Origin of the sequence: Streptomyces sp. Alt3 (assembly GCF_030719215.1) — a bacterium.
Classification (GTDB): Bacteria; Actinomycetota; Actinomycetes; order Streptomycetales; family Streptomycetaceae; genus Streptomyces; species Streptomyces glycanivorans.
The window spans coordinates 869,266-893,193 of record NZ_CP120983.1 but is presented as its reverse complement, the minus strand read 5'-3'; the positions used below and the strand labels follow the sequence as shown (position 1 = coordinate 893,193).

The 23,928-nt window shown below is 71.8% G+C and carries 19 protein-coding genes; 10 read left to right on the top strand and 9 right to left on the bottom strand.

Translation table 11 applies throughout. The features are described 5' to 3' along the window. Positions 1 to 197: 197 nt before the first annotated feature. From P8A20_RS04055 to P8A20_RS04015, 9 genes are all read left to right on the top strand, one after another. Entirely contained in the window at positions 198 to 1,730 is a 1,533-nt protein-coding gene (locus tag P8A20_RS04055) for an aldehyde dehydrogenase family protein (RefSeq protein ID WP_147959147.1), read from the top strand. 76 nt (positions 1,731 to 1,806) lie between these two features. Beyond that, the gene (locus tag P8A20_RS04050; protein WP_147959148.1) at positions 1,807 to 3,378 is read left to right on the top strand and encodes a GMC family oxidoreductase; all 1,572 of its coding nucleotides are present in this window, start codon (positions 1,807 to 1,809) and stop codon (positions 3,376 to 3,378) included. Continuing rightward, on the top strand, positions 3,375 to 4,439 hold the full coding sequence (locus P8A20_RS04045; protein WP_147959149.1) for a quaternary amine ABC transporter ATP-binding protein: 1,065 nt from the start codon (positions 3,375 to 3,377) through the stop codon (positions 4,437 to 4,439). The genes P8A20_RS04050 and P8A20_RS04045 overlap by 4 nt, the downstream gene beginning before the upstream one ends. After that, positions 4,439 to 6,421, top strand: coding sequence for an ABC transporter permease (locus P8A20_RS04040; protein WP_306102863.1), 1,983 nt, complete (start codon positions 4,439 to 4,441; stop codon positions 6,419 to 6,421). Before P8A20_RS04045 ends, P8A20_RS04040 begins: the two co-directional genes overlap by 1 nt. 1 nt (position 6,422) lies before the next feature. Beyond that, entirely contained in the window at positions 6,423 to 7,406 is a 984-nt protein-coding gene (locus tag P8A20_RS04035) for an ABC transporter substrate-binding protein (RefSeq protein ID WP_147959151.1), read from the top strand. Between the two features lie 113 nt (positions 7,407 to 7,519). Continuing rightward, on the top strand, positions 7,520 to 8,089 hold the full coding sequence (locus tag P8A20_RS04030; protein WP_147959152.1) for a PadR family transcriptional regulator: 570 nt from the start codon (positions 7,520 to 7,522) through the stop codon (positions 8,087 to 8,089). Continuing rightward, positions 8,086 to 8,826: an ABC transporter ATP-binding protein gene (locus tag P8A20_RS04025; protein ID WP_147959153.1), complete on the top strand. Its 741-nt coding sequence runs from the start codon at positions 8,086 to 8,088 to the stop codon at positions 8,824 to 8,826. The genes P8A20_RS04030 and P8A20_RS04025 overlap by 4 nt, the downstream gene beginning before the upstream one ends. Then, positions 8,816 to 10,147 (top strand): ABC transporter permease, encoded by a 1,332-nt coding sequence (locus P8A20_RS04020; RefSeq protein ID WP_306102862.1) that lies wholly within the window; start codon positions 8,816 to 8,818, stop codon positions 10,145 to 10,147. The genes P8A20_RS04025 and P8A20_RS04020 overlap by 11 nt, the downstream gene beginning before the upstream one ends. Positions 10,148 to 10,257: 110 nt before the next feature. Continuing rightward, positions 10,258 to 10,863 carry a maleylpyruvate isomerase family mycothiol-dependent enzyme gene (locus P8A20_RS04015; RefSeq protein ID WP_306105109.1) on the top strand — a complete coding sequence of 202 codons (606 nt, stop codon included), beginning with the start codon at positions 10,258 to 10,260 and terminating at the stop codon, positions 10,861 to 10,863. A 14-nt stretch (positions 10,864 to 10,877) separates the two neighbouring features. On the opposite strand, the gene P8A20_RS04010 is transcribed toward P8A20_RS04015, so the two are convergent. From P8A20_RS04010 to xylB, 8 genes are all read right to left on the bottom strand, one after another. Further along, complete coding sequence (locus P8A20_RS04010) at positions 10,878 to 12,068, bottom strand: low temperature requirement protein A (protein ID WP_147961441.1); 1,191 nt, start codon at positions 12,066 to 12,068, stop codon at positions 10,878 to 10,880. Positions 12,069 to 12,288: 220 nt separating this feature from the next. Next, a complete protein-coding gene (locus tag P8A20_RS04005; protein ID WP_261988833.1) occupies positions 12,289 to 13,389 on the bottom strand; it encodes a zinc-binding dehydrogenase in 1,101 nt (366 codons plus the stop codon). Positions 13,390 to 13,405: 16 nt separating this feature from the next. Beyond that, positions 13,406 to 13,891, bottom strand: coding sequence for a DUF4334 domain-containing protein (locus tag P8A20_RS04000; RefSeq protein ID WP_147961440.1), 486 nt, complete (start codon positions 13,889 to 13,891; stop codon positions 13,406 to 13,408). A gap of 97 nt (positions 13,892 to 13,988) precedes the next feature. After that, positions 13,989 to 15,878, bottom strand: coding sequence for an ABC transporter ATP-binding protein (locus tag P8A20_RS03995; RefSeq protein WP_147961439.1), 1,890 nt, complete (start codon positions 15,876 to 15,878; stop codon positions 13,989 to 13,991). 96 nt (positions 15,879 to 15,974) lie between these two features. Continuing rightward, complete coding sequence (locus P8A20_RS03990; protein ID WP_147961438.1) at positions 15,975 to 17,342, bottom strand: cytochrome P450; 1,368 nt, start codon at positions 17,340 to 17,342, stop codon at positions 15,975 to 15,977. A 157-nt stretch (positions 17,343 to 17,499) separates the two neighbouring features. Further along, on the bottom strand, positions 17,500 to 18,327 hold the full coding sequence (locus P8A20_RS03985; RefSeq protein WP_306102861.1) for a hypothetical protein: 828 nt from the start codon (positions 18,325 to 18,327) through the stop codon (positions 17,500 to 17,502). Then, positions 18,327 to 19,613, bottom strand: coding sequence for a VWA domain-containing protein (locus P8A20_RS03980; protein ID WP_306102860.1), 1,287 nt, complete (start codon positions 19,611 to 19,613; stop codon positions 18,327 to 18,329). The genes P8A20_RS03985 and P8A20_RS03980 overlap by 1 nt, the downstream gene beginning before the upstream one ends. 71 nt (positions 19,614 to 19,684) lie before the next feature. Then, positions 19,685 to 21,166, bottom strand: a complete 1,482-nt coding sequence (gene xylB / locus P8A20_RS03975) for a xylulokinase (protein WP_306102859.1) — start codon at positions 21,164 to 21,166, stop codon at positions 19,685 to 19,687. Between the two features lie 218 nt (positions 21,167 to 21,384). Here xylB and xylA point away from each other — a divergent pair, with 218 nt between their 5' ends. Further along, positions 21,385 to 22,554, top strand: a complete 1,170-nt coding sequence (xylA, locus tag P8A20_RS03970; protein WP_306102858.1) for a xylose isomerase — start codon at positions 21,385 to 21,387, stop codon at positions 22,552 to 22,554. Positions 22,555 to 22,617: 63 nt separating this feature from the next. Here xylA and P8A20_RS03965 read toward each other — a convergent pair whose 3' ends face one another. Then, positions 22,618 to 23,874: an ROK family protein gene (locus P8A20_RS03965; RefSeq protein ID WP_147961078.1), complete on the bottom strand. Its 1,257-nt coding sequence runs from the start codon at positions 23,872 to 23,874 to the stop codon at positions 22,618 to 22,620. Positions 23,875 to 23,928 lie beyond the last annotated feature (54 nt).

The following is a 23,928-nucleotide window of genomic DNA, read 5'->3' as shown; positions in this document are numbered from 1 at the left end:
GCGTCCGGATCCGGTGACTGCTCGTGCCGACGGGGTGATACACGTGAGCCACGTCACCCAGAGTGAATGTTCGGGCATACATCTGACCCGAATGGAAAGGGTCCACCACTGTGCTGGTGCCGAATCCCGGTCCACCGGCGCGTATGTGCTCGGCCGGACCGGTGCGGAGCAATCAGGCACGGAAGGCAGATCACTACATGTCGGCTCCCCGCTCGTCGGCTCACCCCCCGGCAGCCCTGGAAACCCTCCACATCGACGGTATCTGGCAGGCCGCCGGAACAGGCGCCACTCGCGAGATCCTCGACCCCGCGGACGCCACCGTCCTGGCACTCGTCGCCGAGGGCGGAACCGAGGACACCGACGCAGCCGTGGCCGCCGCACGCCGCGCCTTCGACGACGGCCCCTGGCCCCACAAGCCCGTCGCCGAGCGCGCCGAGCTGCTGCGCAGGGTCGCCGGGCTCCTCCAGAGGGACCGCGAGGAGATCGCGATCACCGAGAGCCGCGACACCGGCAAGACCCTGGAGGAGGGCCGCGTCGACGTCGACGACGTCACCAACGCCTTCCGCTACTTCGCCGACCTCGTCATGAACGAGAGCGGCGGCCGGGTCGTCGACGCGGGCGACCCCGACGTGCACAGCGTCGTCGTGCACGAGCCGGTCGGCGTCTGCGCCCTGATCGCCCCGTGGAACTACCCGCTGCTCCAGGCCAGCTGGAAGATCGCCCCCGCCCTCGCCGCCGGCAACACCTTCGTGCTCAAGCCCAGCGAGGTCACCCCGCTCTCCACGGTCCACCTGATCCGGCTCCTCGCCGAGGCCGGACTGCCCGACGGTGTCGCCAACCTCGTCACCGGCGCGGGCGTCCCCGTGGGCGCACGGCTCTCCGAACACCCCGACGTCGACCTGGTCTCCTTCACCGGCGGACTCGCCAGCGGTACGAAGGTCGCCCAGGCGGCCGCACCCACCGTCAAGAAGGTCGCCCTGGAGCTCGGCGGGAAGAACCCCAACGTCGTGTTCGCCGACGCCTGCGCCACCGACGAAGGCTTCGACACCGCGGTCGACCAGGCCCTGAACGCCGCGTTCTTCCACAGCGGCCAGGTCTGCTCCGCCGGAGCCCGTCTCATCGTCGAGGAGTCCGTCCGCGACCGCTTCGTCACCGAACTCGCCCGACGCGCCGACGCGATCCGGCTCGGCCGGGGCACCGTGGACGGGGTCGAGTGCGGCCCGCTCGTGTCCGCACAGCAGCTCGCCAAGGTCGAGGCGTACGTGGCGTCCGCCCGCGAGGAGGGCGCCGTCGTCCGCTCGGGCGGCGCACGCCCGGAGCCCTCGGACATCCGCCCCGCCGACGGCTACTTCTACCGCCCCACGGTCCTGGACGGCTGCCACCGCGCGATGAAGGTGGTCCGCGAGGAGACCTTCGGCCCGATCCTCACCGTCGAGACCTTCCGTACCGAGGAAGAAGCCATCACCCTGGCGAACGACACCGATTACGGTCTCGCCGGCGCCGTGTGGACCACGGACGCGGGCCGCGCCCGGCGCGTCGCGGGACGGCTGCGCCACGGCACCGTCTGGATCAACGACTACCACCCCTACCTCCCGCAGGCCGAATGGGGAGGCTTCGGCAAGTCCGGCACCGGCCGCGAGCTCGGCCCCACCGGGCTCGCCGAGTACCGCGAGTCCAAGCACATCTACCAGAACCTCAACCCGCGCCCCCAGCGCTGGTTCGCCGGCTGAGAGCAACCGCCCCACCCCGCCCGGCTGTTCGCAGCACCACGTACACGCAAGAACCTTGCAGAAGGAGCAGTGACCGATGCCCCCGTCCCCCAGCACCGCACGCCCCGAACCTGTCGACTACGTGATCGTCGGAGGCGGTACGGCCGGTTCGGTCATCGCCTCCCGCCTCACCGAGGACCCCGACGTCACCGTCACCGTCATCGAGGGCGGCCCCACCGACATCGACCGGGACGACGTCCTCACCCTCCGCCGCTGGCTCGGTCTTCTCGGGGGCGACCTCGACTACGACTACCCCACCACCGAACAGCCCCGCGGCAACTCCCACATCCGGCACAGCCGCGCCCGCGTCCTCGGCGGCTGCTCCTCGCACAACACGCTGATCAGCTTCAAGCCGCTGCCCGGCGACTGGGACGAATGGGCCGAGGCCGGGGCCGAGGGCTGGAACGCCGCCGCGATGGACCCCTACTTCGACCGGCTGCGCAACAACATCGTGCCCGTCGACGAGAAGGACCGGAACGCCATCGCCCGCGACTTCGTCGACGCCGCGCAGGCCGCCGCCGGGGTCCCGCGCGTGGACAGCTTCAACAAGAAGCCGTTCCACGACGGCGTCGGCTTCTTCGACCTGGCCTACCACCCGGAGAACAACAAGCGTTCCTCCGCGTCCGTCGCCTACCTCCACCCGCACATCGAGGCCGGTGACCGCCCGAACCTCTCGATCCTGCTGGAGACGTGGGCGTACCGCCTGGAGTTCGACGGCAACCGGGCGACCGGGGTGCACGTACGGGGCAAGGACGGCGAGGAGTCGTTCCTGCGCGCCGCCCGTGAGGTGATCGTCTGCGCGGGCGCGGTGGACACCCCGCGGCTGCTGATGCACTCCGGCGTCGGCCCCGCGAAGGACCTCACCGAGCTGGGCATTCCTGTTCTCCACGACGTCCCGGGCGTGGGCGAGAACCTGCTCGACCACCCCGAGTCGGTCATCGTCTGGGAGACCGACGGGCCCATCCCGGAGAACTCCGCCATGGACTCCGACGCGGGCCTCTTCGTGCGCAGGGACCCCGGATCCAGGGGCCCGGACCTGATGTTCCACTTCTACCAGATCCCCTTCACCGACAACCCGGAGCGCCTCGGCTACGAGAAGCCCGAGCACGGTGTGTCGATGACCCCGAACATCCCCAAGCCGCGCAGCCGCGGCCGGCTCTACCTGACCAGCGCCGACCCCGAGGTCAAGCCCGCCCTGGACTTCCGCTACTTCACCGACGAGGACGACCACGACGGCCGCACCCTGGTCGACGGCATCAAGCTCGCCCGCGAGATAGCGAGGACCGAACCGCTGGCCCACTGGCTCAAGCGCGAGGTGTGCCCCGGCCCCGAGGTCACGTCCGACGAGGACATCAGCGAGTACGCCCGCAAGGTCGCGCACACCGTCTACCACCCGGCCGGAACCTGCCGGATCGGGGCCGAGGGCGACCCGGCGGCCGTCGTCGACCCGCAGTTGCGGATCCAGGGGCTGGAGGGCATCCGCATCGCCGACGCGTCCGTCTTCCCGACCATGCCCGCCGTGAACCCCATGATCGGCGTCCTGATGGTGGGCGAGAAGTGCGCCGAGCTGCTCCGAGCGACCCCGACCACCGGAGGCGATGTCCGATGAGCGAAGCCAGTACCCCCGTGTTCAGCGTCAAGAACCTCTGGAAGGTCTTCGGCCCCAAGGCCGACCGTGTCCCCGGCAGCGAACTCGCCGGACTGTCCGCCGCCGAACTCCGCGAACGCACCGGCTGCACCGCCGCCGTGCGCGACGTCTCCTTCGACGTCGAGAAGGGTGAGGTCTTCGTCGTCATGGGCCTGTCGGGCTCCGGCAAGTCGACCCTCGTACGCTGTCTCACCCGGCTCATCGAACCCACCAGCGGCACCCTCGCCATCGACGGCGAGGACGTCCTGGCCATGGACGCCAACCGGCTGCGCGAACTGCGCCGCCACCGCGCCGCGATGGTCTTCCAGCACTTCGGGCTGCTGCCGCACCGCACCGTGCTCGACAACGTCGCCTACGGCCTGGAGATCCAGGGCCTCGGCAAGGCCGAACGACGCGCCAAGGCCGCCGAACTGGTCGAGAAGGTCGGCCTCGCCGGCCTCGAGGACCGGCGCCCCTCGCAGCTCTCCGGCGGCCAGCAACAGCGTGTCGGGCTGGCCCGCGCCCTCGCCGTCGACCCGTCCGTCCTCCTCTTCGACGAACCGTTCAGCGCGCTCGACCCGCTGATCCGGCGTGAGATGCAGGACGAGGTGGTCCGGCTGCACCGTGAGGAGGGCCGCACCATGGTCTTCATCACCCACGACCTCAGCGAGGCGCTCCGCCTGGGCACCCGCATCGCGCTGATGCGCGACGGCGGCATCGTCCAGCTGGGCACCCCCGAGGAGATCGTCGGCTCGCCCGCCGACGACTACGTACGCGAGTTCGTCCGGGACGTCCCCCGCGAGCAGGTCCTCACCGTCGCCACCGCCATGCGGCCGCCGACCGCGGGCGAGAGCGACAGCGGGCCGGCCGTCCGCCCCGGCGCCACCGTCTCCGAGGCCATCGAGGCCGTCTCCCGCTCCGGCGGGCCCGTCGCCCGGGTGATGGACAACGGCAGGCTGGTCGGAGTCGTCGACCACGCGTGCCTGCTCGACGTCGTCGCCGGTTCGGACGAGGGCGCCGCAGCCCGTGAGGTGACCGTCTGATGGCCACCGCCCAAGCCACCACCCGCACCGCCTCAGGACCCCCGGGGAGCGGCCCCCTGGCCGTCCTGCGTGACCGGCCCGCCCTCGCCAAGGTCCTGTCGCTCCTGGTGATCGCCGCCGTCGCCGTACCCCTCGCACACGCCCGCTGGGGCGGCGGGGTCTGGCCCGGCGCGCTGACCGTCGACCTGAGCGGTCCGCTCGGCGAGGTCAACGACTGGATCATCGGCAACCGCGACAGCCACCCGCTGTTCCTCTACTTCTTCGGCCACATCAGCAACGCCGTCGTCCTGTCGGTACGCGGGGTCTACCTCGCGCTGCTCGCCCTGGGCTGGGCCGGAGTCACCGCCGTCGCCGCGCTCGTCGCCTGGCGGACCGCCGGATGGCGCCTGGCACTGACCGCCGGCCTCTCCTTCCTCCTCTGCGGGCTGCTCGGCATGTGGGTGCCGACCATGCAGACCCTGGCCCTGATGGTCGTCGCGGTGTTCGCCTCCGTGGTGCTGGGCCTGTTCCTCGGACTCGCCGCGGGCCTCTCGGACCGAACGTTCCGCGTCCTGCGCCCCGTCCTGGACACCATGCAGGTGCTGCCCGCCTTCGCCTATCTGCTGCCCGTCGTGCTGGTGTTCGGTATCGGCGTGCCCGGCGCGGTCCTCGCGACCGTCGTCTACGCGGCGCCTCCGATGGCGCGGCTCACCGCGCTCGGACTGCGCGGAGCCGACCCCGGTGTCATGGAGGCCGTCGCCTCGCTCGGCGCGACCGGACGCCAGCGCCTGCTCAGCGCGCGGCTCCCGCTGGCCCGCAAGGAACTGCTCCTCGGCCTCAACCAGACCATCATGATGGCGCTGTCGATGGCGGTCATCGCGTCCGTCATCGGCGCCGGGGGCCTGGGCGACCGCGTCTACCAGGCGCTCTCCTCCGTCGACGTCGGCGCCGCGCTCGCCGCGGGCATCCCGATCGTGCTGCTGGCCGTCGTCCTGGACCGTACGACCGAGGCCGCCGGACGGCGGATCGGTACGGAACCCACCGGCTCCGCCGCCCTGCGCGGAGCGCGCGGCTGGGGGCTCGCCGCGCTGATCGCCGCGGCCGTCGCCGTCGTGGGCCGCTTCACCGGCGGCCGGATCTGGCCCGAGGACGGTGTCGTCCCCATCGCGGAACCCGTCAACACGGCCAAGGACTGGATGGTCGACCACCTCTACACCGGCATCCCCGTCATCGGCGGAACCGCCGACTGGGCCGCCCACTTCACCAGCTGGGTCCTCAACCCGCTCCGCGACGGACTGCAGGGACTGCCGTGGTGGGCCGTGCTGCTGATCGTCGCCGCCCTCGCCTGGACCATCGGCACCTGGCGCACCGCGCTGACCGCAGTCCTCGCCATGGCAGCCATCGGGGTGCTCGGCGTGTGGGACCTGTCGATGGACACGCTCAGCCAGGTCATCGCCGCCGTCGCCGTCACCCTCGTCCTCGGCTTCGCCATCGCCGTCGGTGCCGCCCGCAGCCGGCGCCTCGAACGGCTGCTGCGCCCCGTCCTGGACGTCTTCCAGACGATGCCGCAGTTCGTCTACCTCATCCCGGTCGTCGCCCTCTTCGGCGTGGGCCGCGCCCCCGCCGCCGCGGCAGCGGTCGTCTACGCGCTGCCCGCCGTCGTCCGCATCACCACCCAGGGCCTGCGGGGCGTCGACCCCGCCGCGATGGAGTGTGCCCGCTCGCTCGGCGCCACCAGCGGCCAGCGACTGCGCCAGGTCCAGATCCCGCTGGCCAGGCCCGCGCTGCTGCTCGCCGTGAACCAGGGCGTCGTCCTGGTCCTCGCGGTCGTCATCATCGGTGGACTCGTCGGGTCCGGCGCGCTCGGCTACGAGGTCGTGTTCGGCCTCGCGCAGGGCGACCTGGCCACCGGTCTCGTCGCGGGCGCCGCCATCGTCTGCCTGGGACTGATGCTGGACCGTGTCACCCAGCCCACCGCCCGCCGCCAGCGGAAGGAGAGCTGACATGGCTCGCACCCGGACCCGCGCCCGCCTCCGTACGCCGGCGGTCATCGCCTCCGCCGCCGCCCTGCTGGCCGTCACCGGCTGCGGCGCGGCGGACATGACCAAGCAGGCCTCACCGTTCGCGGCCCCCGCGGACATCAAGACCGTGACGCTGTCCGTCCAGTCCTGGGTCGGCGCCCAGGCCAACGTGGCCGTCGCCCAGAAGATCCTCCAGGACGAGCTGGGCTACCGCGTCGACCTCGTGCAGACCGACGAGGTCCCCGCCTGGGACGCCCTCAGCCAGGGCCGGGTGGACGCGATCCTGGAGGACTGGGGCCACCCCGACCAGGAGCAGCTGTACGTCAAGGACAAGAAGACCATCGTCCCCGGCGGCGACCTCGGAGTCACCGGCCACATCGGCTGGTACGTCCCCAAGTACTGGGCGGACGAGCACCCGGACGTCACGGACTGGAAGAACCTCGACAAGTACGCCGGTGAACTGCGCACCGCGGAGAGCGGTGACAAGGGCCAGCTGATGGACGGTTCGCCGTCCTACGTCACCAACGACAAGGCACTGGTGAAGAACCTCGGCCTGGACTACAAGGTCGTCTTCGCCGGCTCCGAGGCCGCCCAGATCACCCAGATGCAGCAGTTCGCCAAGGAGAAGAAGCCCTTCCTCAGCTACTGGTACCAGCCGCAGTGGCTGTTCAACGAGGTGCCGATGGTCGAGGTGAAGCTCCCGGAGTACTCCGACGCCTGCGCGGCCAAGGACCCGGCCGACATCGACTGCGCCTACCCGACGACCCCGCTCCAGAAGTACCTCAACGCGGACTTCTCCGAGCGTGGCGGGGACGCGGCGGCCTTCCTGAAGAAGTTCAACTGGTCCGAGGAGGACCAGAACGAGGTGTCCGAACTCATCGCCTCCGAACGGCTGTCACCCGACGAGGCGGCCGGCCGCTGGGTCGAGGAACACCCGGAGACCTGGAAGAAGTGGCTCCAGGGCTGACCTCGGCGTAAGGCTCCCTCCCGGCTTCCCGTCAGCCGCCGCGGCACCGGCCGCGGCGGCTGACTCCATCCTCGCTATTCACTCAGTACATGTACTGAGGATATAGTCAGCACATGAGCACCCGACACGTCCTCCTGGGGCTGCTCGCTGCCGGTCCCTGCCACGGCTACGACCTGAAGCGGCAGTACGATTCACGTTTCCCTCAGGCCCGCCCGCTCGCGTACGGGCAGGTCTACACGACGCTGCAGCGCCTGGTCCGGGACGGACTGGCGGCGGTCGACGGCACCGATTCCGACGGCGGTCCGGAGCGCACCCTCTACCGCTCGACGGACGAGGGTTCACGCGAACTGGCCCTCTGGACGGACGAGATCACCGCCCCGGCCCCCTTCGTGACGAACGAGATCTTCGCCAAGGTCGTCGTCTCGATCCTCGTCGCCGCAGCCGGAGCACCGACAGGACCCGACGGGCGGAAGCCGGACGCCGCCGCGCATCTGAGGGCCCAGCGCGCCGCCCACATGGAGCGGATGCGCGAGCTCACCGCGCTCAAGACCGCGCCGGGCGCCGACCTCAGCACAGTCCTGTCCGCCGACTACGCCCTCGCCCATCTCGACGCCGACGTGCGGTGGATGACCACCACGACGGCTCGCATCGACACCCTCACAGCGGAGGTCAACGCAGCATGAGCACACGGGAAGAACGGCACTCCCCGGAGTCGTCCGCGCTGATCTCGGCGCACGGGCTGAGGAAGTCGTACGGAAGGACCGAGGCGCTACGGGGCGTGTCCCTGGAACTCCGCGAGGGCGAGATCCTGGCCGTCACCGGGGCGAGCGGCAGCGGCAAGTCCACCTTGCTGCACTGCCTTTCGGGGATCGTGCGTCCGGACGAGGGCACTGTCACCTACGGGAGCGAACAGCTCGGCCTGCTGTCCGAGGGCCGGCTCGGCGAGCTGCGCCGCAGCGACTTCGGAGTCGTGTTCCAGTTCGGTCAGCTCATCCCCGAGCTCACCGCGCTGGACAACGTTGCGCTGCCGCTGCTGCTCGCCGGCATGCGCCGCGGTCCGGCACAACAGCAGGCGGGGGAGTGGCTGGAGCGCTTCGGCGTCAGGGGCCAGGCGGCACTCCGTCCAGGAGAGATGAGTGGCGGTCAGAGCCAACGGGTCGCACTGGCACGGGCGCTGGTCACCGGCCCCCGCGTGGTCTTCGCGGACGAACCGACCGGGGCCCTCGACACGCTGGCCGGGGAACAGGTGATGACCGCTCTCGTGCACACGGCGCGCGAGTCGGCCACGGCGGTACTGCTGATCACCCACGACGCGCAGGTCGCGGCGTACGCGGACCGCGAGGTGGGAATGAGCGACGGGGTCCTCCACCCCGGCTCGGACGACGTCGTCATCCAGAAGGCGGCCCGCCATGAAGGCTGACATCCGCATCGCCTGGATCCTCGCGCGCGGCTCGGAACGCCGTGAGTGGTGGAGAGCCTCGCTCACGCTGATCGGCGCCCTGCTCGCCACGGGCTTCGCGCTCGCCGCCGTGACCGTCGCCGCGGTGTCCGGCCAGGTGTCGATCCCTTACGCACACGGCCTCCTGGACCGGCCCGGCGAGCGTGCCGGGGTGGTGTTCACCCTCGTGCTCCTGCTCGTACCCGTGCTCGGGTTCCTCGGCCAGTGCGCGCGTATCGGCGCTGTCCACCGCTACCGGCGGATGGCCGGCCTGCAGCTCGCCGGGGCGTCCCCGGGGCAGGTGCGCAGGATTGCCGCCGTGGAGTCCGCGTTCGCCTGCCTGGCCGGTTCGTCGGCCGGATTCGCCGTGTTCCTGGTGCTGCTCGCCGCGACGGGGCACAGCCCGCGCCCTGGGGCCTGGGCAGGCTTCACCGCCGTCGTCCTGGCCGTGCCGGTGGCCGCTGCGCTGGTGAGTGCCCTCGCCCTCCGTCACGTCGTGGCCTCGCCCCTCGAGCACGCGCGCAGGACGGTTCCGGGCCCGGGACGACGGGCGGCACTCGGTTTCCTGCTCGCTGTCGCCCTGATCGCCATGTCCGCACTGCTCCTCCTGTTCCCGGTCGGCCCCCGCGTGACGCCGCCCGTGCTGCTGGTACTGGCGCTGGTGCTCCTCACCGGAGCCGGTGCGATCTGGGCGGCAGGCGCGTCGGCGGCGTTCATCGGCCGCACCCTCAGCCGCCGGGCGAAGCGCCCGGCGGTGCTCATCGCGGCGAGCCGCCTCGCGCACGACCCGTGGGCCGCCGCGCGCACCCATGCGGCGCTGCTGCTCGTCACCGTTGTCGCCGTGGGCTTCGTCGGAGTGCGCGCGATCCTGCTCGACACGCTGACGGACTATTACCGCCCGGTGGACCTGGCCTTCTACACCACGGGAATCGACCTCGCCGGAGCCGCCGTGCTGATCGCCCTGGCGATCAGCGCCTGCGCACTCGCCGTGGGTGCGGCCGAGTCGCTGGCGACCCGGCGCAGGGGGCTGGCCGCCCAGGCCGCGGCCGGGGTGCCCCACAGGGTCCTGGCCGAGGCGGCGCTCCTGGAGACCGCCCTTCCGCTGGCCCCCGCACTCCTGCTCGCTGGGCTCGGAGGCACCGTGGTGTACGTGGGGTACGCCATGGTCGTGGTCACCGCCCCCGTGCCCCTGCTGCCGCTGCTCGTCCCCGTGACGGTCTACGCGGCCTGCCTGCTGGCGGCGGCGACGTCGTTGCCGCTCCTTCGGCGCGCGGTGCACCCGGCGGAGCTGCGCTTCACCTGATGGCATGGACGCCGCGGCGGACTGGACCGATGAGTTCCCGGGATCTGTTGAGTCTGCCGTGGTGGAGGGTGCACCCGGTCGAGGAGGTAGCCGTGGAAGATGTCTGGCCGATGGTCCACGCGGAGCGTGCGGTGCTCATCGGGGACCTCGAACGCCTCGACGAGGGGCGGTGGGAGGAGCCGTCGCTCTGCGCGGAGTGGACCGTGCACGACGTCGTCGCCCACCTGGTCGACACGGCCCGGACGACACGCCTGGGCTTCCTGGCCGGTCTCGCCCGGGCGCGGTTCGACTTCGACCGTCAGAACGCCCGCGGTGTCGAGCGCGCACGTGGCGCCTCGCCGCGGGAGACGCTGGAGCGGCTGCGGCAGGCCGCGGCGCGCACGTCGACCCCACCGGCGCCCCTCGACAGCCGGCTGGTGGAGGAAATCGTGCACGGAGAGGACATTCGCCGGCCGCTGGGAATCGTCCGCTCCTACCCGGAGGAGGCCGTCGTCCGGTCGCTGCGTCTGCAGGTCCGGACTCCGGCCTCCTTCGGCGGGGCCAGGGAGATCGTGGCGCACACCCGGCTGACGGCCTCGGACGCCGACCTGTCGATCGGTGAGGGGCCCGAGGTGAGCGGGCCCGTGCTTTCGCTGCTCCTGGCCGTCTCCCGACGACGGGTCGCTCTGGACGACCTCGACGGGCCGGGCCTCGCCGCGCTGGCCGGGGCGATCTGAGGGGCCGGTGCGCGTCAGCCCTCCGAGAGGTCAGCCCCGCCGCGCGCACGCGCCGCCACGACCAGTGTCGCGGCGACCAGCGCGGCGGCGACGGCTCCCGTGGCGAGGACCGGGCTCGGGGTGAACGTCATCGCCAGCACCGCGATGACGGCCGGTGGGTGGATGAGGTCGTTCCGGCTGCGGATCTCGGCGCCCCGGTGGTGCAGCACCCAGACCAGGGTGATGAACACCGCCACCGGGACGGTGAACGCCGCCGCGGCGGCGTGGTCGGAGAGATGGCCGTGACCGGTGGTGTGGGCGACGCCCAGGGCCAGCCCGGCACCCACGGCGGCGGCCGACGCGAAGACGGCGTAATGGCCGTAACCCCAGAGGATCGCGGACCTCAGGTTCGTCAGCCTGCGTGGGGCGTTCTGGGCGAAGTAGAGCCACCACAGGGCGAAGACGGTCAGCAGCCCGCCGACGACGAGGGTCGCGATGTCCCCGAGTGCCGTCTCGCCGTCGAGGGCGGTACGCACGGCCACCGTCGCCGCGGTGATGGTCTCGCCGAGGACGATCAGGGTGAACAGGCCGTAGCGTTCGGCGATGTGGTGCGGGTGCCAGGTGGTGTTGCCCGCGGTCTCCGCCCAGACGGGGACGGCGAGCTCCGCGACGACCAGGACCGCGAAGAGCGGCAGCCCCCAGTCGTCGGGCAGGGCCAGACGGGCGATCCAGCCGATCTGCACGACCAGGATGCCGGCCGCGTAGCGCAGGCAGCAGCTCCGGTGCTCGGGATCGGAGCGGGCGGCGCGCAGCCACTGGGTGACCATGGCGAGCCGCATGATGACGTAGCCCCAGGTGATGACGGTGAAGTCCTCGTGCTCCAGGGCATCCGCCGCGCCTGCGGCCAGGACGAGCGCACCGGCGATCTGCACCAGTGTGAGCAGCCGGTACGGGACGTCGTCGGTGTCGTAGGCGGAGGCGAACCAGGTGAAGTTCATCCAGGCCCACCAGATCGCGAAGAACACCATCGCGTAGCCGAGGATCCCGTGGGCGATGCGGCCTTCGGCGAGTTCGTGCTCGAAGGCTCCCGACGCCTGGGCGACGGCGGTGACGAAACACAGGTCGAAGAACAGCTCGAGCGCGGTCGCCGCGCGGTGTTTCTCACTGGAGAGGCGGGCGACCATCGGCCGGTGCCATGCGCCGGCGGCGGACTGTGACTCACTCATTCGTACCTGGTTCCATCGGTGGGGCTGGCTGATCGGGCCGGCCGTTCCCGAGGGCGGCCGGGCCCGCCGCCACCGACCGGGCAGGCCACCGGCCTGGTCGGCCGGTGCGACGGACATCCGTCACGTTACGAGCGGGCCCCGAAAGCGCGCAACGACGACAGGCCGTCGACGCACCGGCCGGCAGCCCGTCCTCGCGCCGTCGCGCACACCCCGCGCGGGTTCAGAAGGACGTGATGACCACCCGTGCGACGTCCGGGTCCCGGAGGGCGGCGTAACCGGCGTCGATCTCGTCCAGCGCGATCCGCCGGGACACCAGGTCGTCGAGGTTCATACGCCCGCTCAGATACAGGTCGGCGTACCGGGGGATGTCACGCCGGGGGTTGCCCGATCCCATCACGAGGCCCTGGATCCGCTTCTGCTCCAGCAGCAGCCGGGGCAGGGACAGCTTCAGGTGCGCCCGGCCGGCGGCCAGGCCCACGAGGTGGACGCCACCCCCGAGAGCCGTCATGCGCAGCGCCTGTTCCGTCGTCGCCGCGACACCCACCACGTCGAGGGCGTGCCGCACCCCGCCGCCCGTCAGCTCGCGGACGGCCGCCACGGCGTCCGTGGACGCGGAGTTGACCACGTCCGTGGCGCCGAAGGCGCGCGCACGCCGCAGGACGCCGTCCCGCACGTCGACCGCGATGATCGGCGAGGCACCCGCGATCCGGGCCGCGCCGATCGCGTTGAGCCCGACGCCCCCCACGCCGATCACGGCCACACTCTCGCCCGGCCGGACCCGCGCGCCGTTGAGGACGGATCCCGCGCCCGTCAGGACCCCGCAGCCCAGCAGGGCTGCCTGGGCGAAGGGAACCCCGCGCGGGACGGTCGTCAGCTGGTTCTCGTGGACGAGGGCCCGTTGGGCGAAGCCGCCCAGGCCCATGCCCTGCGTGACGGGACGGCCGGCGCGGCTGAGCCGTGGCCCCTGCTTCCCGGGGTCCCGCAGCGTGGTCCCGGGACGGCCGCACTGGTACACCCGGCCGTCGAGGCACGCCGGGCAGCCGCCGCACCACTGGACGAGACAGCCCACGACATGGTCCCCCGCGCCGAACGCCCGGGCCCGGGAGCCGGTCGCGACGACCACACCGGCCATCTCGTGTCCCAGGACCACGGGCGGCGGGAAGTCCGCGAGGCCGTGGGCGGCTGCGGTGAGATCGGTGTGGCAGAGGCCGGACGCCCTCACCTCCACGAGGACCTCGTGGCCCTCGGGGTCCGCGATGTCGATGTCCTGGAGGGCGAATCCGGCACCCACCGCCTCGACCACTGCTGCTTTGATCCTCACCTCCGGCTCCTTGTCCCTACGGTCGTGTCTCCGCCGGGACCCGGTCGAGGACGAAGTAGAAGAACGGGCCGTCCGCTCCGACGCCCTTGCCGTTCATGACGCCCATGAGGGTGTGCTCGTCGACCGCCTTGAAGTGGTCCAGTACCGGTTGGCCGTCGTAGACCATGGTGGCCGTCGACTCGCCCCGGAACTCGACCATCCACAGACTGGCCTCGCCCTTGCCGAGCCGGGTGTCGCTGTACAGCTCGCCGTCCTCCCCGCGCATGACCAGCGGCTTGGCGTCGTCGGCGGAGAGGAAGGTCTTGCCGTACCAGCCGGACTTCCGCAGGCGGCCGTTGAGCGGATGTCCGGTGTCGAACTCGCCTCCCCGCCACGCGCCGAGGATCTCCTCCACGCGCACGGCCGGCAACGCGGCCCACACGGCGTCGAGTTCCCCGGCCGGGACGGCGGACGGTTCGGCGCGCAGGGCCGCGAAACGTGTCCGTGCCTCGTCGATGTCCATCGGCTTCCCTCCTCGGTGTGAAACAAGCATCCGCAGTATGTATCAATGTTTCGCCCGGGGGTAGAGGGCGGGAGCCGTGCGAGCCCGTGCCATGGGATCAGTGCACCGGCCGGCCCTCGGCGGCCCCCGGACGTTCGAACTGGGTGCGGTGCAGCTCCTCGTACCGTCCTCCGACGGCCAGCAGCTCCTCGTGCGTACCCCGCTCGACGACCCGGCCGGCCTCGACGACCAGGATCAGATCGGCGGCCCGGACCGTCGACAGCCGGTGGGCGATCACCACGGCAGTGCGGCCCTCCAGCGCCTCGGCCAGCGCCTCCTGGACCGCCGCCTCCGAGGTGGAGTCCAGATGCGCGGTCGCCTCGTCCAGGATCACCACCCGCTGACGGGCCAGCAGGAGGCGGGCGATGGTGAGCCGCTGGCGTTCGCCGCCCGAGAGCCGGTAGCCGCGCTCGCCGACCACCGTGTCCAGGCCCTCGGGCAGTGACGCCACCAGGCCGTCCAGACGGGAACGGCGCAGCGCGTCCCAGATGTCCTCCTCGGTCGCCTCCGGCCGGGCGAGCAGCAGATTGGCGCGTACCGACTCGTGGAAGAGGTGCCCGTCCTGGGTGACCATGCCGAGCGTCTCGCGGATCGAGTCGGCCGTCAGATCGCGTACGTCGACACCGTTCAGCCGTACGGTGCCCGCGTCGGTGTCGTACAGCCGGGGGAGCAGTTGCGCGATCGTCGACTTCCCGGCCCCGGAGGAGCCGACAAGGGCGATCATCCGGCCCGGCTCCGCGGTGAAGGAGACATCGTGCAGCACCTGCACGCCGTCCCCCGGGGCGAGGGTCGCGACCTCTTCGAGTGAGGCGAGAGAGACCTTGTCGGCGGACGGATATCCGAAGGAGACGCCGTCGAACTCCACGGACACCGGTCCGTCCGGGACGCGGCGGGCGTCGGGCTTCTCGGCGATCAGGGGCTTCAGGTCGAGGATCTCGAAGACCCGCTCGAAGCTGACCAGGGCGCTCATCACCTCGACCCGGGATCCCGCCAGTGCCGTCAGGGGCGCGTAGAGCCTGGTGAGGAGCAGGGCCAGGGCCACGACGGCCCCCGGCTCCAGGCTGCCCGTCAGCGCGAAGTGCCCTCCCAGCCCGTAGACCAGGGCGAGGGCCAGTGCCGACACCAGGGTGAGCGCCGTGATGAAGGTGGACTGGAGCATCGCCGTACGGACGCCGATGTCGCGCACCCTGCTCGCACGGGCGGCGAATTCGGCGGACTCGTCGGCGGGGCGTCCGAAGAGCTTGACGAGCGTCGCGCCCGGCGCCGAGAAGCGCTCGGTCATCCGGGTGCCCATGGTGGAGTTGTGGTCGGCGGCCTCCCGCTGGAGGCCGGCCATCCGGGTGCCCAGCCGGCGGGCGGGGGCGACGAACACCGGCAGCAGCACCAGGGCCAGCAGCGTGATCTGCCAGGAGAGCGTCAGCATCACCGCCAGGGTCAACAGCAGGGTGACGAGATTGGAGACGACACCGGAGAGCGTGTTGCTGAACGCCCTCTGCGCGCCGATCACGTCGTTGTTGAGCCGGCTGACCAGTGCGCCGGTCCTGGTACGGGTGAAGAAGGCGACGGGCATCCGTTGCACGTGGTCGAACACGGCGGTGCGCAGATCGAGGATCAGCCCCTCACCGAGGGTCGCGGACAGCCACCGGGTGAGGAGCCCGAGGCCCGCCTCCGCGACGGCGATCAGGGCGATGAGCAGGGCGAGCCCGGTGACCGTTCCACCGTCCCCGCCCCGCACGATCGCGTCCACGACCCGTCCCGCCAGCACCGGTGTCGCCACCGCCAGCAGGGCGGTGACCACACTGAGGAGAAGGAAGCGGACGATCCTGCTCCGGTGCGGCCGGGCGAACGCCGCGATGCGGTGCAGTGTGGCCCTGGAGAAGGGCCTGCGGTCCTTCTGTGCGTTCATCGCGCTGTGCAGTGAATGCCACGCGGTTACTTCCATGTCCATGCGGTGCCTCCGGAGTCGGTCGGTACGCATGGCACGCTAGGACCTCAAGCAAAGTTGAGGTCAACTGTTCCCGGTCGGCTTCACCCGTGGGCGCGTTCAGCGCGCCCGTACGGTGGCCATGACCTCCCGGTCCGGCTGCAGCGTCAGCGTCGGCACGGGGTTCACGGTGCCAGGGTCCACCTCCAGTTCGAAACGGCGCGCCAGGACGGCGAGGACGAGCACCGCCTCGACCATCGCGAAGCGCGTACCGAGGCAGACCCGGGGGCCGCCGCCGAACGGGTACCAGGCGTACTCCGGGATGTCGTCGCCCTCCTGCGCGTCCCAGCGCTCCGGGCGGAACACCTCGGGTTCCCGGAACCAGCGCCCGTCCCGGTGCGTGGCCCACTGGCTGCTCCACACCCGCGTGCCCTCCGGCACGGGCAGGCCGCCGAGCCTGGCCCCCTCCTTGGCGACCCCGGTGACCAGCCAGATCGTCGGATACAGCCGCAGGGTCTCCTTCACCACCGCCTGGGCGTATGTCAGTTGTGCGTAGTCCTCGATCCCCGGCTCCCGGTCGCCGAGGACCCTGTCCAGCTCCTCGGCCAGTGCCGCCCGCGCCCGCGGGTTGCGGGACAGCAGGTACCAGGCCCACACCAGGGTGGAACTGGTCGTCTCGTGACCGCCGATGTACAGCGTGACGGTCTCGTCGCGGATCTCCTTGTCGGAGAGGTGTGCCCCCGTCTCGTCCACCGCGGTGAGCAGTCGGCTCAGCAGGTCGGGGCGCTCCCCGTCCCCGTCGCGGTGACGGGCCACCACGCGCCCGACCTCGGCGTCGATCACCGCCGCGGCCTTCTTGATCCTGGCCCGCCCGGGAGTCGGCACCCAGTCGGGAAGGACGGCGCCGAGGCCGCTGAACTCCTTGCCGATCTCCTGCTGGGCGACGTCCATGGCCTTGCCCATCGACTCCGCGTCGGCCGGTGTGTCCACCCCGAAGATGGTGCGCACGGCGATCCTCTGCGTGAGGGTCGCCATCTCCCGCTTGATGTCGACGCGTGCGCCGGGCGACCAGTTGTCGGCCAGCTCCACCGCGCACGACGTCATCGTGGAGGCGTACGACTTCACCTGCTTGGGGCGCACCGAGGGCTGTACCAGCGACCGTTTGCGCCGCCAGTCGGCGCCGCGCGCCACCACCACGCCGTTGCCCATGACCGTACGGAAGGCGATGCCCAGCAGCGGCTGGTCGAAGGTGCGCTCCGTCTCGGTGAGCAGCTCGCCGATGCACTCGGGGTCGGCGACGAAGAGGCAGTCGTTGCGGCCGAAGCGCCAGCTCACCATGTCCCCGTAGCCGCGCAGCTGCTCGAAGAAGGCGAGGGGGTTCCTGCCGAACCGGGGCAGGCTCCCCAGTAAGGGTAGGCCTCGCGGACCCTGGACGATCCGGTGGCCGCTCGGTTCGGCGTCGAGGGCCGCACCGGTTTCCGTGGACATGGAGACTCCTGTCATCTTCCGTACCCGGTAAGTGAGTTGCCGAGCCTAACGTCAGTCGGCCATGAGTTCGACGGGAAGGCCGCCGGCGCCCGGGCCGGGTACGACGGAGGGCCGCAGACGGTTGCCTGCGGCCCTCGAACCGTGGTGCGCCTCGCGGTCAGACGCCCGGCGGTACCCGGGAGGGGCGGCCGTTGCCGCGGGTGAGGCCGTAGCCGAACACCCCGGCCAGCGCGGCCAGTACGCCGCCTCCGACGGTCCACAGCCAGCGGCTGGTCCACCAGCCGGAGGACCAGCCGTCCTCCGGTTCGGTGCTCGCCGGGGCGCTGCCGCCCTTGGCCGAGACGGCGGACGCGCCCGGCACCATGGGTTCGGAGAGGGCGCCGTCCACGTCGGCGGCGCCGCCCTGGTCGACCGAATCGACCTGGGTCTCGACGTGGACGGGAAGACCGAGGTCCTCCTCGGCCAGACCGACCACCGTCAGGCGTACGTAGTAGCTGCCGGGCAGCGGGTCGGACGCCCACGGCTCCGACCAGGCGCGCACGGTGCGCAGCACGCAGGACAGCTCGACGGTGCCCGCGTCCGGCGCCGCCTTCCTGGTCTGGTGCCCGTACATGCAGGCCTGCCTGCGGCGGAGCCCGTCGTAAACGTCGACCTGCCAGGTGGACGCGCCGTGGCGGGTCGCGCTCTCCGGCAGGCTCACCTTCGCCCGGACGGTTGGGCGCTGCCCGGAGTCGGCGGGGAAGGCCCAGTACAGGTAGTCACCCGTGGAGGCGTCCGCCGTGGCCTTCTGCCCCTGCTGGATCGCCGTGGCGGTGCGGAAGGTCGTGCCGGCCTCCGTCGGCCCGGCGCTCTCGCCGTCCGCCGTGCTCGCGCTCGGTGACGGGTCGTCGGCTACCGCGGCACCCGCCGAGGTGAGCAGGGTGACGGCCGCCAGCAGCGCGCCGACGCCTCCGCGCCTCAGGGTGTTTCTGCGGGTGTCACGCATCAGTTGGTCCTCCATACGGCGACGCGCCAGCGCGAGATCCAGCCGAACAGCAGGCCGGCGATCAGTCCGGTCAGAACCATGACGCCCAGCAGCCACCAGCCGCGGGCCAGGCCGAACGCGGCGACGTCGGCCGACTCGTCGGGAGCCTCCACCAGGTCGATGGTCAGCTCGACGGGCATGCCGGGCGTTGTCTTCACGGACGCGGGCGCCGAGAAGGAGTTGCTCAGCTGGAGGCACACGGCCTCGGCGGCGGGCTTCACATCGCCGTCGGAGACGTCTGCGTCGTCCTGTTCGGGCTTCGGGTAGCGCAGCCCGGTGGAGATGGCGTCCGTACGCCCTGTGCCGGACTCCGCGCCCCGGACGATCTCGCGCCCGTGCGCGGTCACGGCACGCAGCAGGATCCCGTAGTCGTTGTCCACGGCGCGGTCCGCCGCCACACTCGCCGAGGCGCGCAGCTCCTGGCCGGGCAGGACGTTCACCCGGTACCAGCGGTGCTTGCCGATCTCCTGACGGTCCGTGTAGAGCCCTGCCTGAAGCTCCGGGGCCGAGGCACAGCTGCCCGCGCCCTCGGTCGCCACGGGGGTGACGACGGGCTCGGCGGCCCGGTCGACCAACTGCTTCACGCGGCCCGAGAGTTCATCGGTGTTCTGGACCGCGGTGTAGGTACCGCCGGTGGCCTCGGCGATGCAGGTCAGCTGCTGCCGGATCTTGGCGTTGGGCACCAGGCCCAGCGTGTCGATGACCAGGTGGATCCCCCGTGCGGCGATGTCACGCGCGACCTCGCAGGGGTCGAGCGGGCCGCAGGTGTCCTCGCCGTCGGTGATCAGGACGATCCGCCGGGTGGCGTCCCCGCCGTCGAGGTCGTCGGCGGCACCGAGCAGGGCGGGGCCGATCGGGGTCCAGCCGGTCGGCGCCAGGGTGGCGACGGCGGTCTTGGCCTCGGTGCGGTCGAGCGGGCCGACCGGGTAGAGCTGCTTGGTGTCCTTGCAGCCGACCTTCCGGTCGTCGCCCGGGTAGTCGGCGCCGAGCGTGCGGATGCCGAGCTCCACCTCTTCGGGCACCGCGTCCAGGACGTCGTTGAACGCCTGCTTGGCGGCGGATATCCGGGACTCGCCGTCCATGTCCCGGGTGCGCATGGAGCCGCTGACGTCAAGGACCAGTTCGACCTTGGGCGACGCGGCGGCGGAAGGTTCGTCGGCGGCGGCCGGGAGGGCGGTACCGAGCCCGGCGGCCAGGGTGGCGAGCAGAACGCACACCCCGGCCGTCAGCCGTTTTCTTATGATCATCGCCGGATCCTATTGAAGATCCGCGGTCATCCCCAAAACACGTGCGCGAGGCGCGATTTCGGGGTCCTGCCTCATCCGCCGAGGAGAGGCTCCGACGCCTTGTCCAGCACCGTACCGACGCGCTCCCACGTCTCGGTGTCCCGTTCGACCGGCGGGAGTTCGGCGTCCTCGGACTTCTCGTTCCACCGGGTGGCGATGGCGACCGGGTCGCCGCCGCCCGCCGCGGAGGCGGCCAGCGCCGCCGCGCCGAGCGCGACCAGCTCGCCGCTGCCCGGCACGATCAGGGGACGGCCCGAAAGACGACGCACGGTCTCCACCCAGGTGCGCCCCTGGGCGCCGCCGCCGATCAGCCGCAGGGGCCGGCCGGCGACCTCGGGGTCGGCAGGGTCGAGGCCGCATGCCAGCAGCAGCTCGTCGAGCGCCCGCAGCACGGTGAAGGCCGCCCCCTCGTACGCGGCGCCCAGCAGCTGCTGCGGCGTGGTGTCGTGGCGGAGCCCCGTGAGCAGTCCGGACGAGGTGGGCAGGTCCGGGGTGCGCTCGCCGTCCAGGTAGGGCAGGAGCACGGCCTCGCCGCCGGGCGTCGCGTCGTCGCGGTGCAGCCCGAGCAGGGCCGCCACCTTGTCGACCGCCAGGGTGCAGTTGAGGGTGCAGGCCAGCGGGAGGTACGTCCCGTCGGCGCCGGCGAAGCCGGAGAGGGCCGTGGACGCCGGTCGTGTCCGCGACGCGGCGAAGACCGTTCCTGAGGTGCCGAGGCTCAGGACGGGGTGGTCCAGCAGTCCCGCGCCGCCCAGGCCCAGGCCCACGGCGGCGCTCATGTTGTCCCCGGTGCCCGCCGCGACGGCGATCCCGGCCGGCAGGCCGAGCGCCTCGGCCGCGGACTCCGTCAGGGAGCCGATCCGGGTCCCGCCCGTCGCGGCGACCTCCGGCAGCATGGAGACGTCGAGACCGAGGCGCTCCAGGAGGTCCGGGTCGTACGCGCCCGTCGCGGTGGAGTACCAGCAGGTGCCCGACGCGTCTCCCGGGTCCGTCGCGGCGACACCCGCGAGCCGCTCCGTGAGGAAGTCGTGGGGCAGCCGCACCGCCGCCGTCGCCTCGGCGTTCGCAGGGTCGTTCTCGCGCAGCCACCGCCACTTCGTCGCGGTCATGGACGCGACGGGCACCGTGCCGGTGCGCGCGGTCCACGCCTCGGGGCCGCCCAGCTCGGCGACGAGCGCCGCCGCCTGCGGCGCGGAGCGCGTGTCGTTCCACAGGAGCGAGGGGCGCAGCGGGCGTCCGGCCCGGTCGAGGGTCACGAGGCCGTGCTGCTGACCCGCGACCGCGATGCCGACCACGGCGGACGGGGAGAGCCCTGACTCCTTGAGCCCGGCCGCGACGGCGTCGCACAGGGCCAGCCACCAGACCTCGGGGTCGGTCTCGCGGGCACCGCCCTCGCCGGTGACGACGTGCGGAGCGCGGCCGACGGCGAGCAGCTCACCGGTCTCGGTGTCGGTGACTGCAGCCTTGGTGGACTGGGTGGAGCTGTCCACGCCGATGACGACGGTACGCGGCGGCATGGGCTACCTCTTCTCGTGCGGGTTCCGGCGGTGCCGGTTTTGGGAGTGCGACAAACAAATTACGTGATCGAGGGCGTCCGGAACAGGGGCGCCCCCGTTTCGCCGTCCGGGGGGTTACGTCGGCGCGGTGGCGTGTGCATAATTAATCATGTCAGTGAACAAATAGGCCCGGGGTACTGGCGACGGCTCCGGAGCCCAGGCAGGCGAAGGCGGACACCATGACCGAACGCTTCACTCCCACTTCCGCGGACAGGTTCACGTTCGGTCTGTGGACGGTGGGCTGGCGTGGCAATGACCCGTTCGGTGACGCGACGCGTCCGGCGCTGGATCCGGTGGAGTCGGTGGAGCGGCTCGCGGAGCTGGGTGCGCACGGTGTGACGTTCCATGACGACGACCTGATCCCGTTCGGGTCGGACGAGAAGGAGCGGGCCCGGCTGGTCGGGCGGTTCAAGGACGCGTTGGAGCGGACCGGGATGAAGGTCCCGATGGCGACGACGAACCTGTTCACGCACCCGGTGTTCAAGGACGGCGGGTTCACCTCGAACGACCGTGACGTGCGGCGTTTCGCGCTGCGCAAGGTGATCCGGAACATCGATCTGGCCGCCGAGCTCGGTGCGAGCACGTATGTGGCCTGGGGCGGGCGTGAGGGTGCGGAGTCCGGGGGTGCCAAGGACGTGCGTCTGGCGCTGGACCGGATGAAGGAGGCCTTCGACCTGCTGGGCGACTACGTCACCGAGCAGGGCTACGACCTGCGGTTCGCGATCGAGCCCAAGCCGAACGAGCCCCGTGGTGACATCCTGCTGCCCACGATCGGTCACGCCCTGGCCTTCATCGAGCGCCTGGAGCGCCCGGAGATGGTCGGTGTGAACCCGGAGACCGGCCACGAGCAGATGGCCGGGCTGAACTTCCCCCACGGCATCGCGCAGGCCCTGTGGGCGGGCAAGCTCTTCCACATCGACCTCAACGGCCAGTCCGGTATCAAGTACGACCAGGACTTCCGTTTCGGCGCCGGGGACCTGCGCCAGGCGTTCTGGCTCGTCGACCTGCTGGAGACCGCGGGCTACGACGGATCGCTGCACTTCGACTTCAAGCCCGTGCGCACCGACGGCATCGACGGGGTCTGGGAGTCCGCGAAGAACTGCATGCGCAACTACCTCATCCTCAAGGAGCGCGCCGCGGCCTTCCGCGCCGACCCGGCCGTCCAGGAGGCCCTGACCGCCTCCCGCCTGCACGAGCTCGCCCGCCCCACCGCCGAGGACGGCCTCAAGGCCCTCCTCGCCGACACCTCCGCCTACGAGAACTTCGACGCCACCACCGCAGCCGAACGCTCCATGGCCTTCGAAGCCCTCGACCAGCTCGCCATGGAACACCTCCTCGGCGTCCGCTGACCCACCACACACGGGGTGCCCGCACACCACCACCGGGCACCCCCGGAGCGGCGGCGGATGCCGTCAGACGTCCGCCGGCGCGGGCCGCGAGTACGCGACCGGGTCGGCGAGCACATCCTGCATCACCAGCGCCGCCGCTCCCCGGGCCGCGTCACCCGCGACGGACGACGCGCGGAGCCTGCCGCCGCCCCGGGACCAGAGGCCGGACACCACACGGCCCGTCAGTTCCTCGTCGGCGGGCGGCGAGAGCCACGGCATCAGGCCGCGGTATATCCCGCCGAGCACGACCGCGTCCGGGTCGAACAGATTGACCGCACCGGACAGCACCTGACCCAGCATCCGGCCGGCATCGGCCACGGCGGCCAGCGCCACCGGGTCACCGGCCTGGGCCCGCCGCTCCAGTTCCATCACACCGGCGGCGCCGCCGGCTCCCTCACCGATGCCGGCCGCGCGCAGCAGGGCCGACTGGCCGGCGTACTGCTCCAGGCAGCCGCGTGAACCGCACCGGCACTCCGGGCCCGCCGGGTCCACCACCACATGCCCGATCTCCCCGGCGAAACCGTGTGCGCCGCGCAGCAGTTCGCCGTCGAGCACCAGGGCGCCACCGACACCGATCTCGCCCGTCAGGTAGAGGAAGCTGCGCACCGTGTCGAGCCCGCCGAACCACAGTTCGGCCAGCGCCGCGAGATTGGCCTCGTTCTCCGAGCGCACGGGCAGTGCGGCCGTGCCGGGGCGCAGACCGGCGAGCGCCTCACCGAAGAGGCCCTCGGCCGCGACCTGGTTCCAGCCCAGGTTCGGGGCCTGGCGGACCGAGCCGCCCGAGACGAGTCCCGGCAGTGCGAGTGCCGTGCCGACCGGATACAGATCCTGCTCCCGCGCCGAGTCCAGCGTGCGTGCGGCGATCCCCGCCGCCCGGGCCAGCACCTCCCCGGGCGGGGCGCCCCGGTTGTCCAGGTGCTCGGTCTGCCGTACCCGGCCGGTGCCGGCCAGATCCACGACGCACACCGACACGTAGTCGATGTTGATCTCCACGCCGAGTCCGGCGGGCCCGGTGCGCGCCACTTTCAGGGCCGTACCCGGGCGCCCCGCCTGACCGCTGAAGGTCTTGCCCGACTCCGTGACGAAGCCGCTGTCCAGCAGCTGCTCGACCAGGGAGGACACCGCGGCCCGGGTGAGTCCGACCCGGGCCGACACCCCGGCACGGGTCGCCTCACCGGCCTCACCCTCGTCCCGTACGGCGCGCAGCACGAGGCTCAGGTTGTGGCGCCGCACGGTGTCCTTGTCGGCCTTGGACCCCAGGGGCGTGAGGTAGCTCTTCATATCGTCGACGAGCCTATGCGATGCCCCGCCGAAGAAGGCTCGCGCCAGGGGCTG

Excerpts from the sequence above, each read along its gene's own strand:
- P8A20_RS04055 (WP_147959147.1), top strand. The coding sequence starts at position 198 with ATGTCGGCTCCCCGCTCGTCGGCTCACCCCCCGGCAGCCCTGGAAACC.
- P8A20_RS04050 (WP_147959148.1), top strand. The coding sequence starts at position 1,807 with ATGCCCCCGTCCCCCAGCACCGCACGCCCCGAACCTGTCGACTACGTG.
- P8A20_RS04045 (WP_147959149.1), top strand. The coding sequence starts at position 3,375 with ATGAGCGAAGCCAGTACCCCCGTGTTCAGCGTCAAGAACCTCTGGAAG.
- P8A20_RS04040 (WP_306102863.1), top strand. The coding sequence starts at position 4,439 with ATGGCCACCGCCCAAGCCACCACCCGCACCGCCTCAGGACCCCCGGGG.
- P8A20_RS04035 (WP_147959151.1), top strand. The coding sequence starts at position 6,423 with ATGGCTCGCACCCGGACCCGCGCCCGCCTCCGTACGCCGGCGGTCATC.
- P8A20_RS04030 (WP_147959152.1), top strand. The coding sequence starts at position 7,520 with ATGAGCACCCGACACGTCCTCCTGGGGCTGCTCGCTGCCGGTCCCTGC.
- P8A20_RS04025 (WP_147959153.1), top strand. The coding sequence starts at position 8,086 with ATGAGCACACGGGAAGAACGGCACTCCCCGGAGTCGTCCGCGCTGATC.
- P8A20_RS04020 (WP_306102862.1), top strand. The coding sequence starts at position 8,816 with ATGAAGGCTGACATCCGCATCGCCTGGATCCTCGCGCGCGGCTCGGAA.
- P8A20_RS04015 (WP_306105109.1), top strand. The coding sequence starts at position 10,258 with ATGGTCCACGCGGAGCGTGCGGTGCTCATCGGGGACCTCGAACGCCTC.
- P8A20_RS04010 (WP_147961441.1), bottom strand. The coding sequence starts at position 12,068 with ATGAGTGAGTCACAGTCCGCCGCCGGCGCATGGCACCGGCCGATGGTC.
- P8A20_RS04000 (WP_147961440.1), bottom strand. The coding sequence starts at position 13,891 with ATGGACATCGACGAGGCACGGACACGTTTCGCGGCCCTGCGCGCCGAA.
- P8A20_RS03995 (WP_147961439.1), bottom strand. The coding sequence starts at position 15,878 with ATGGACATGGAAGTAACCGCGTGGCATTCACTGCACAGCGCGATGAAC.
- P8A20_RS03990 (WP_147961438.1), bottom strand. The coding sequence starts at position 17,342 with ATGTCCACGGAAACCGGTGCGGCCCTCGACGCCGAACCGAGCGGCCAC.
- P8A20_RS03985 (WP_306102861.1), bottom strand. The coding sequence starts at position 18,327 with ATGCGTGACACCCGCAGAAACACCCTGAGGCGCGGAGGCGTCGGCGCG.
- P8A20_RS03980 (WP_306102860.1), bottom strand. The coding sequence starts at position 19,613 with ATGATCATAAGAAAACGGCTGACGGCCGGGGTGTGCGTTCTGCTCGCC.
- xylB (WP_306102859.1), bottom strand. The coding sequence starts at position 21,166 with ATGCCGCCGCGTACCGTCGTCATCGGCGTGGACAGCTCCACCCAGTCC.
- xylA (WP_306102858.1), top strand. The coding sequence starts at position 21,385 with ATGACCGAACGCTTCACTCCCACTTCCGCGGACAGGTTCACGTTCGGT.
- P8A20_RS03965 (WP_147961078.1), bottom strand. The coding sequence starts at position 23,874 with ATGAAGAGCTACCTCACGCCCCTGGGGTCCAAGGCCGACAAGGACACC.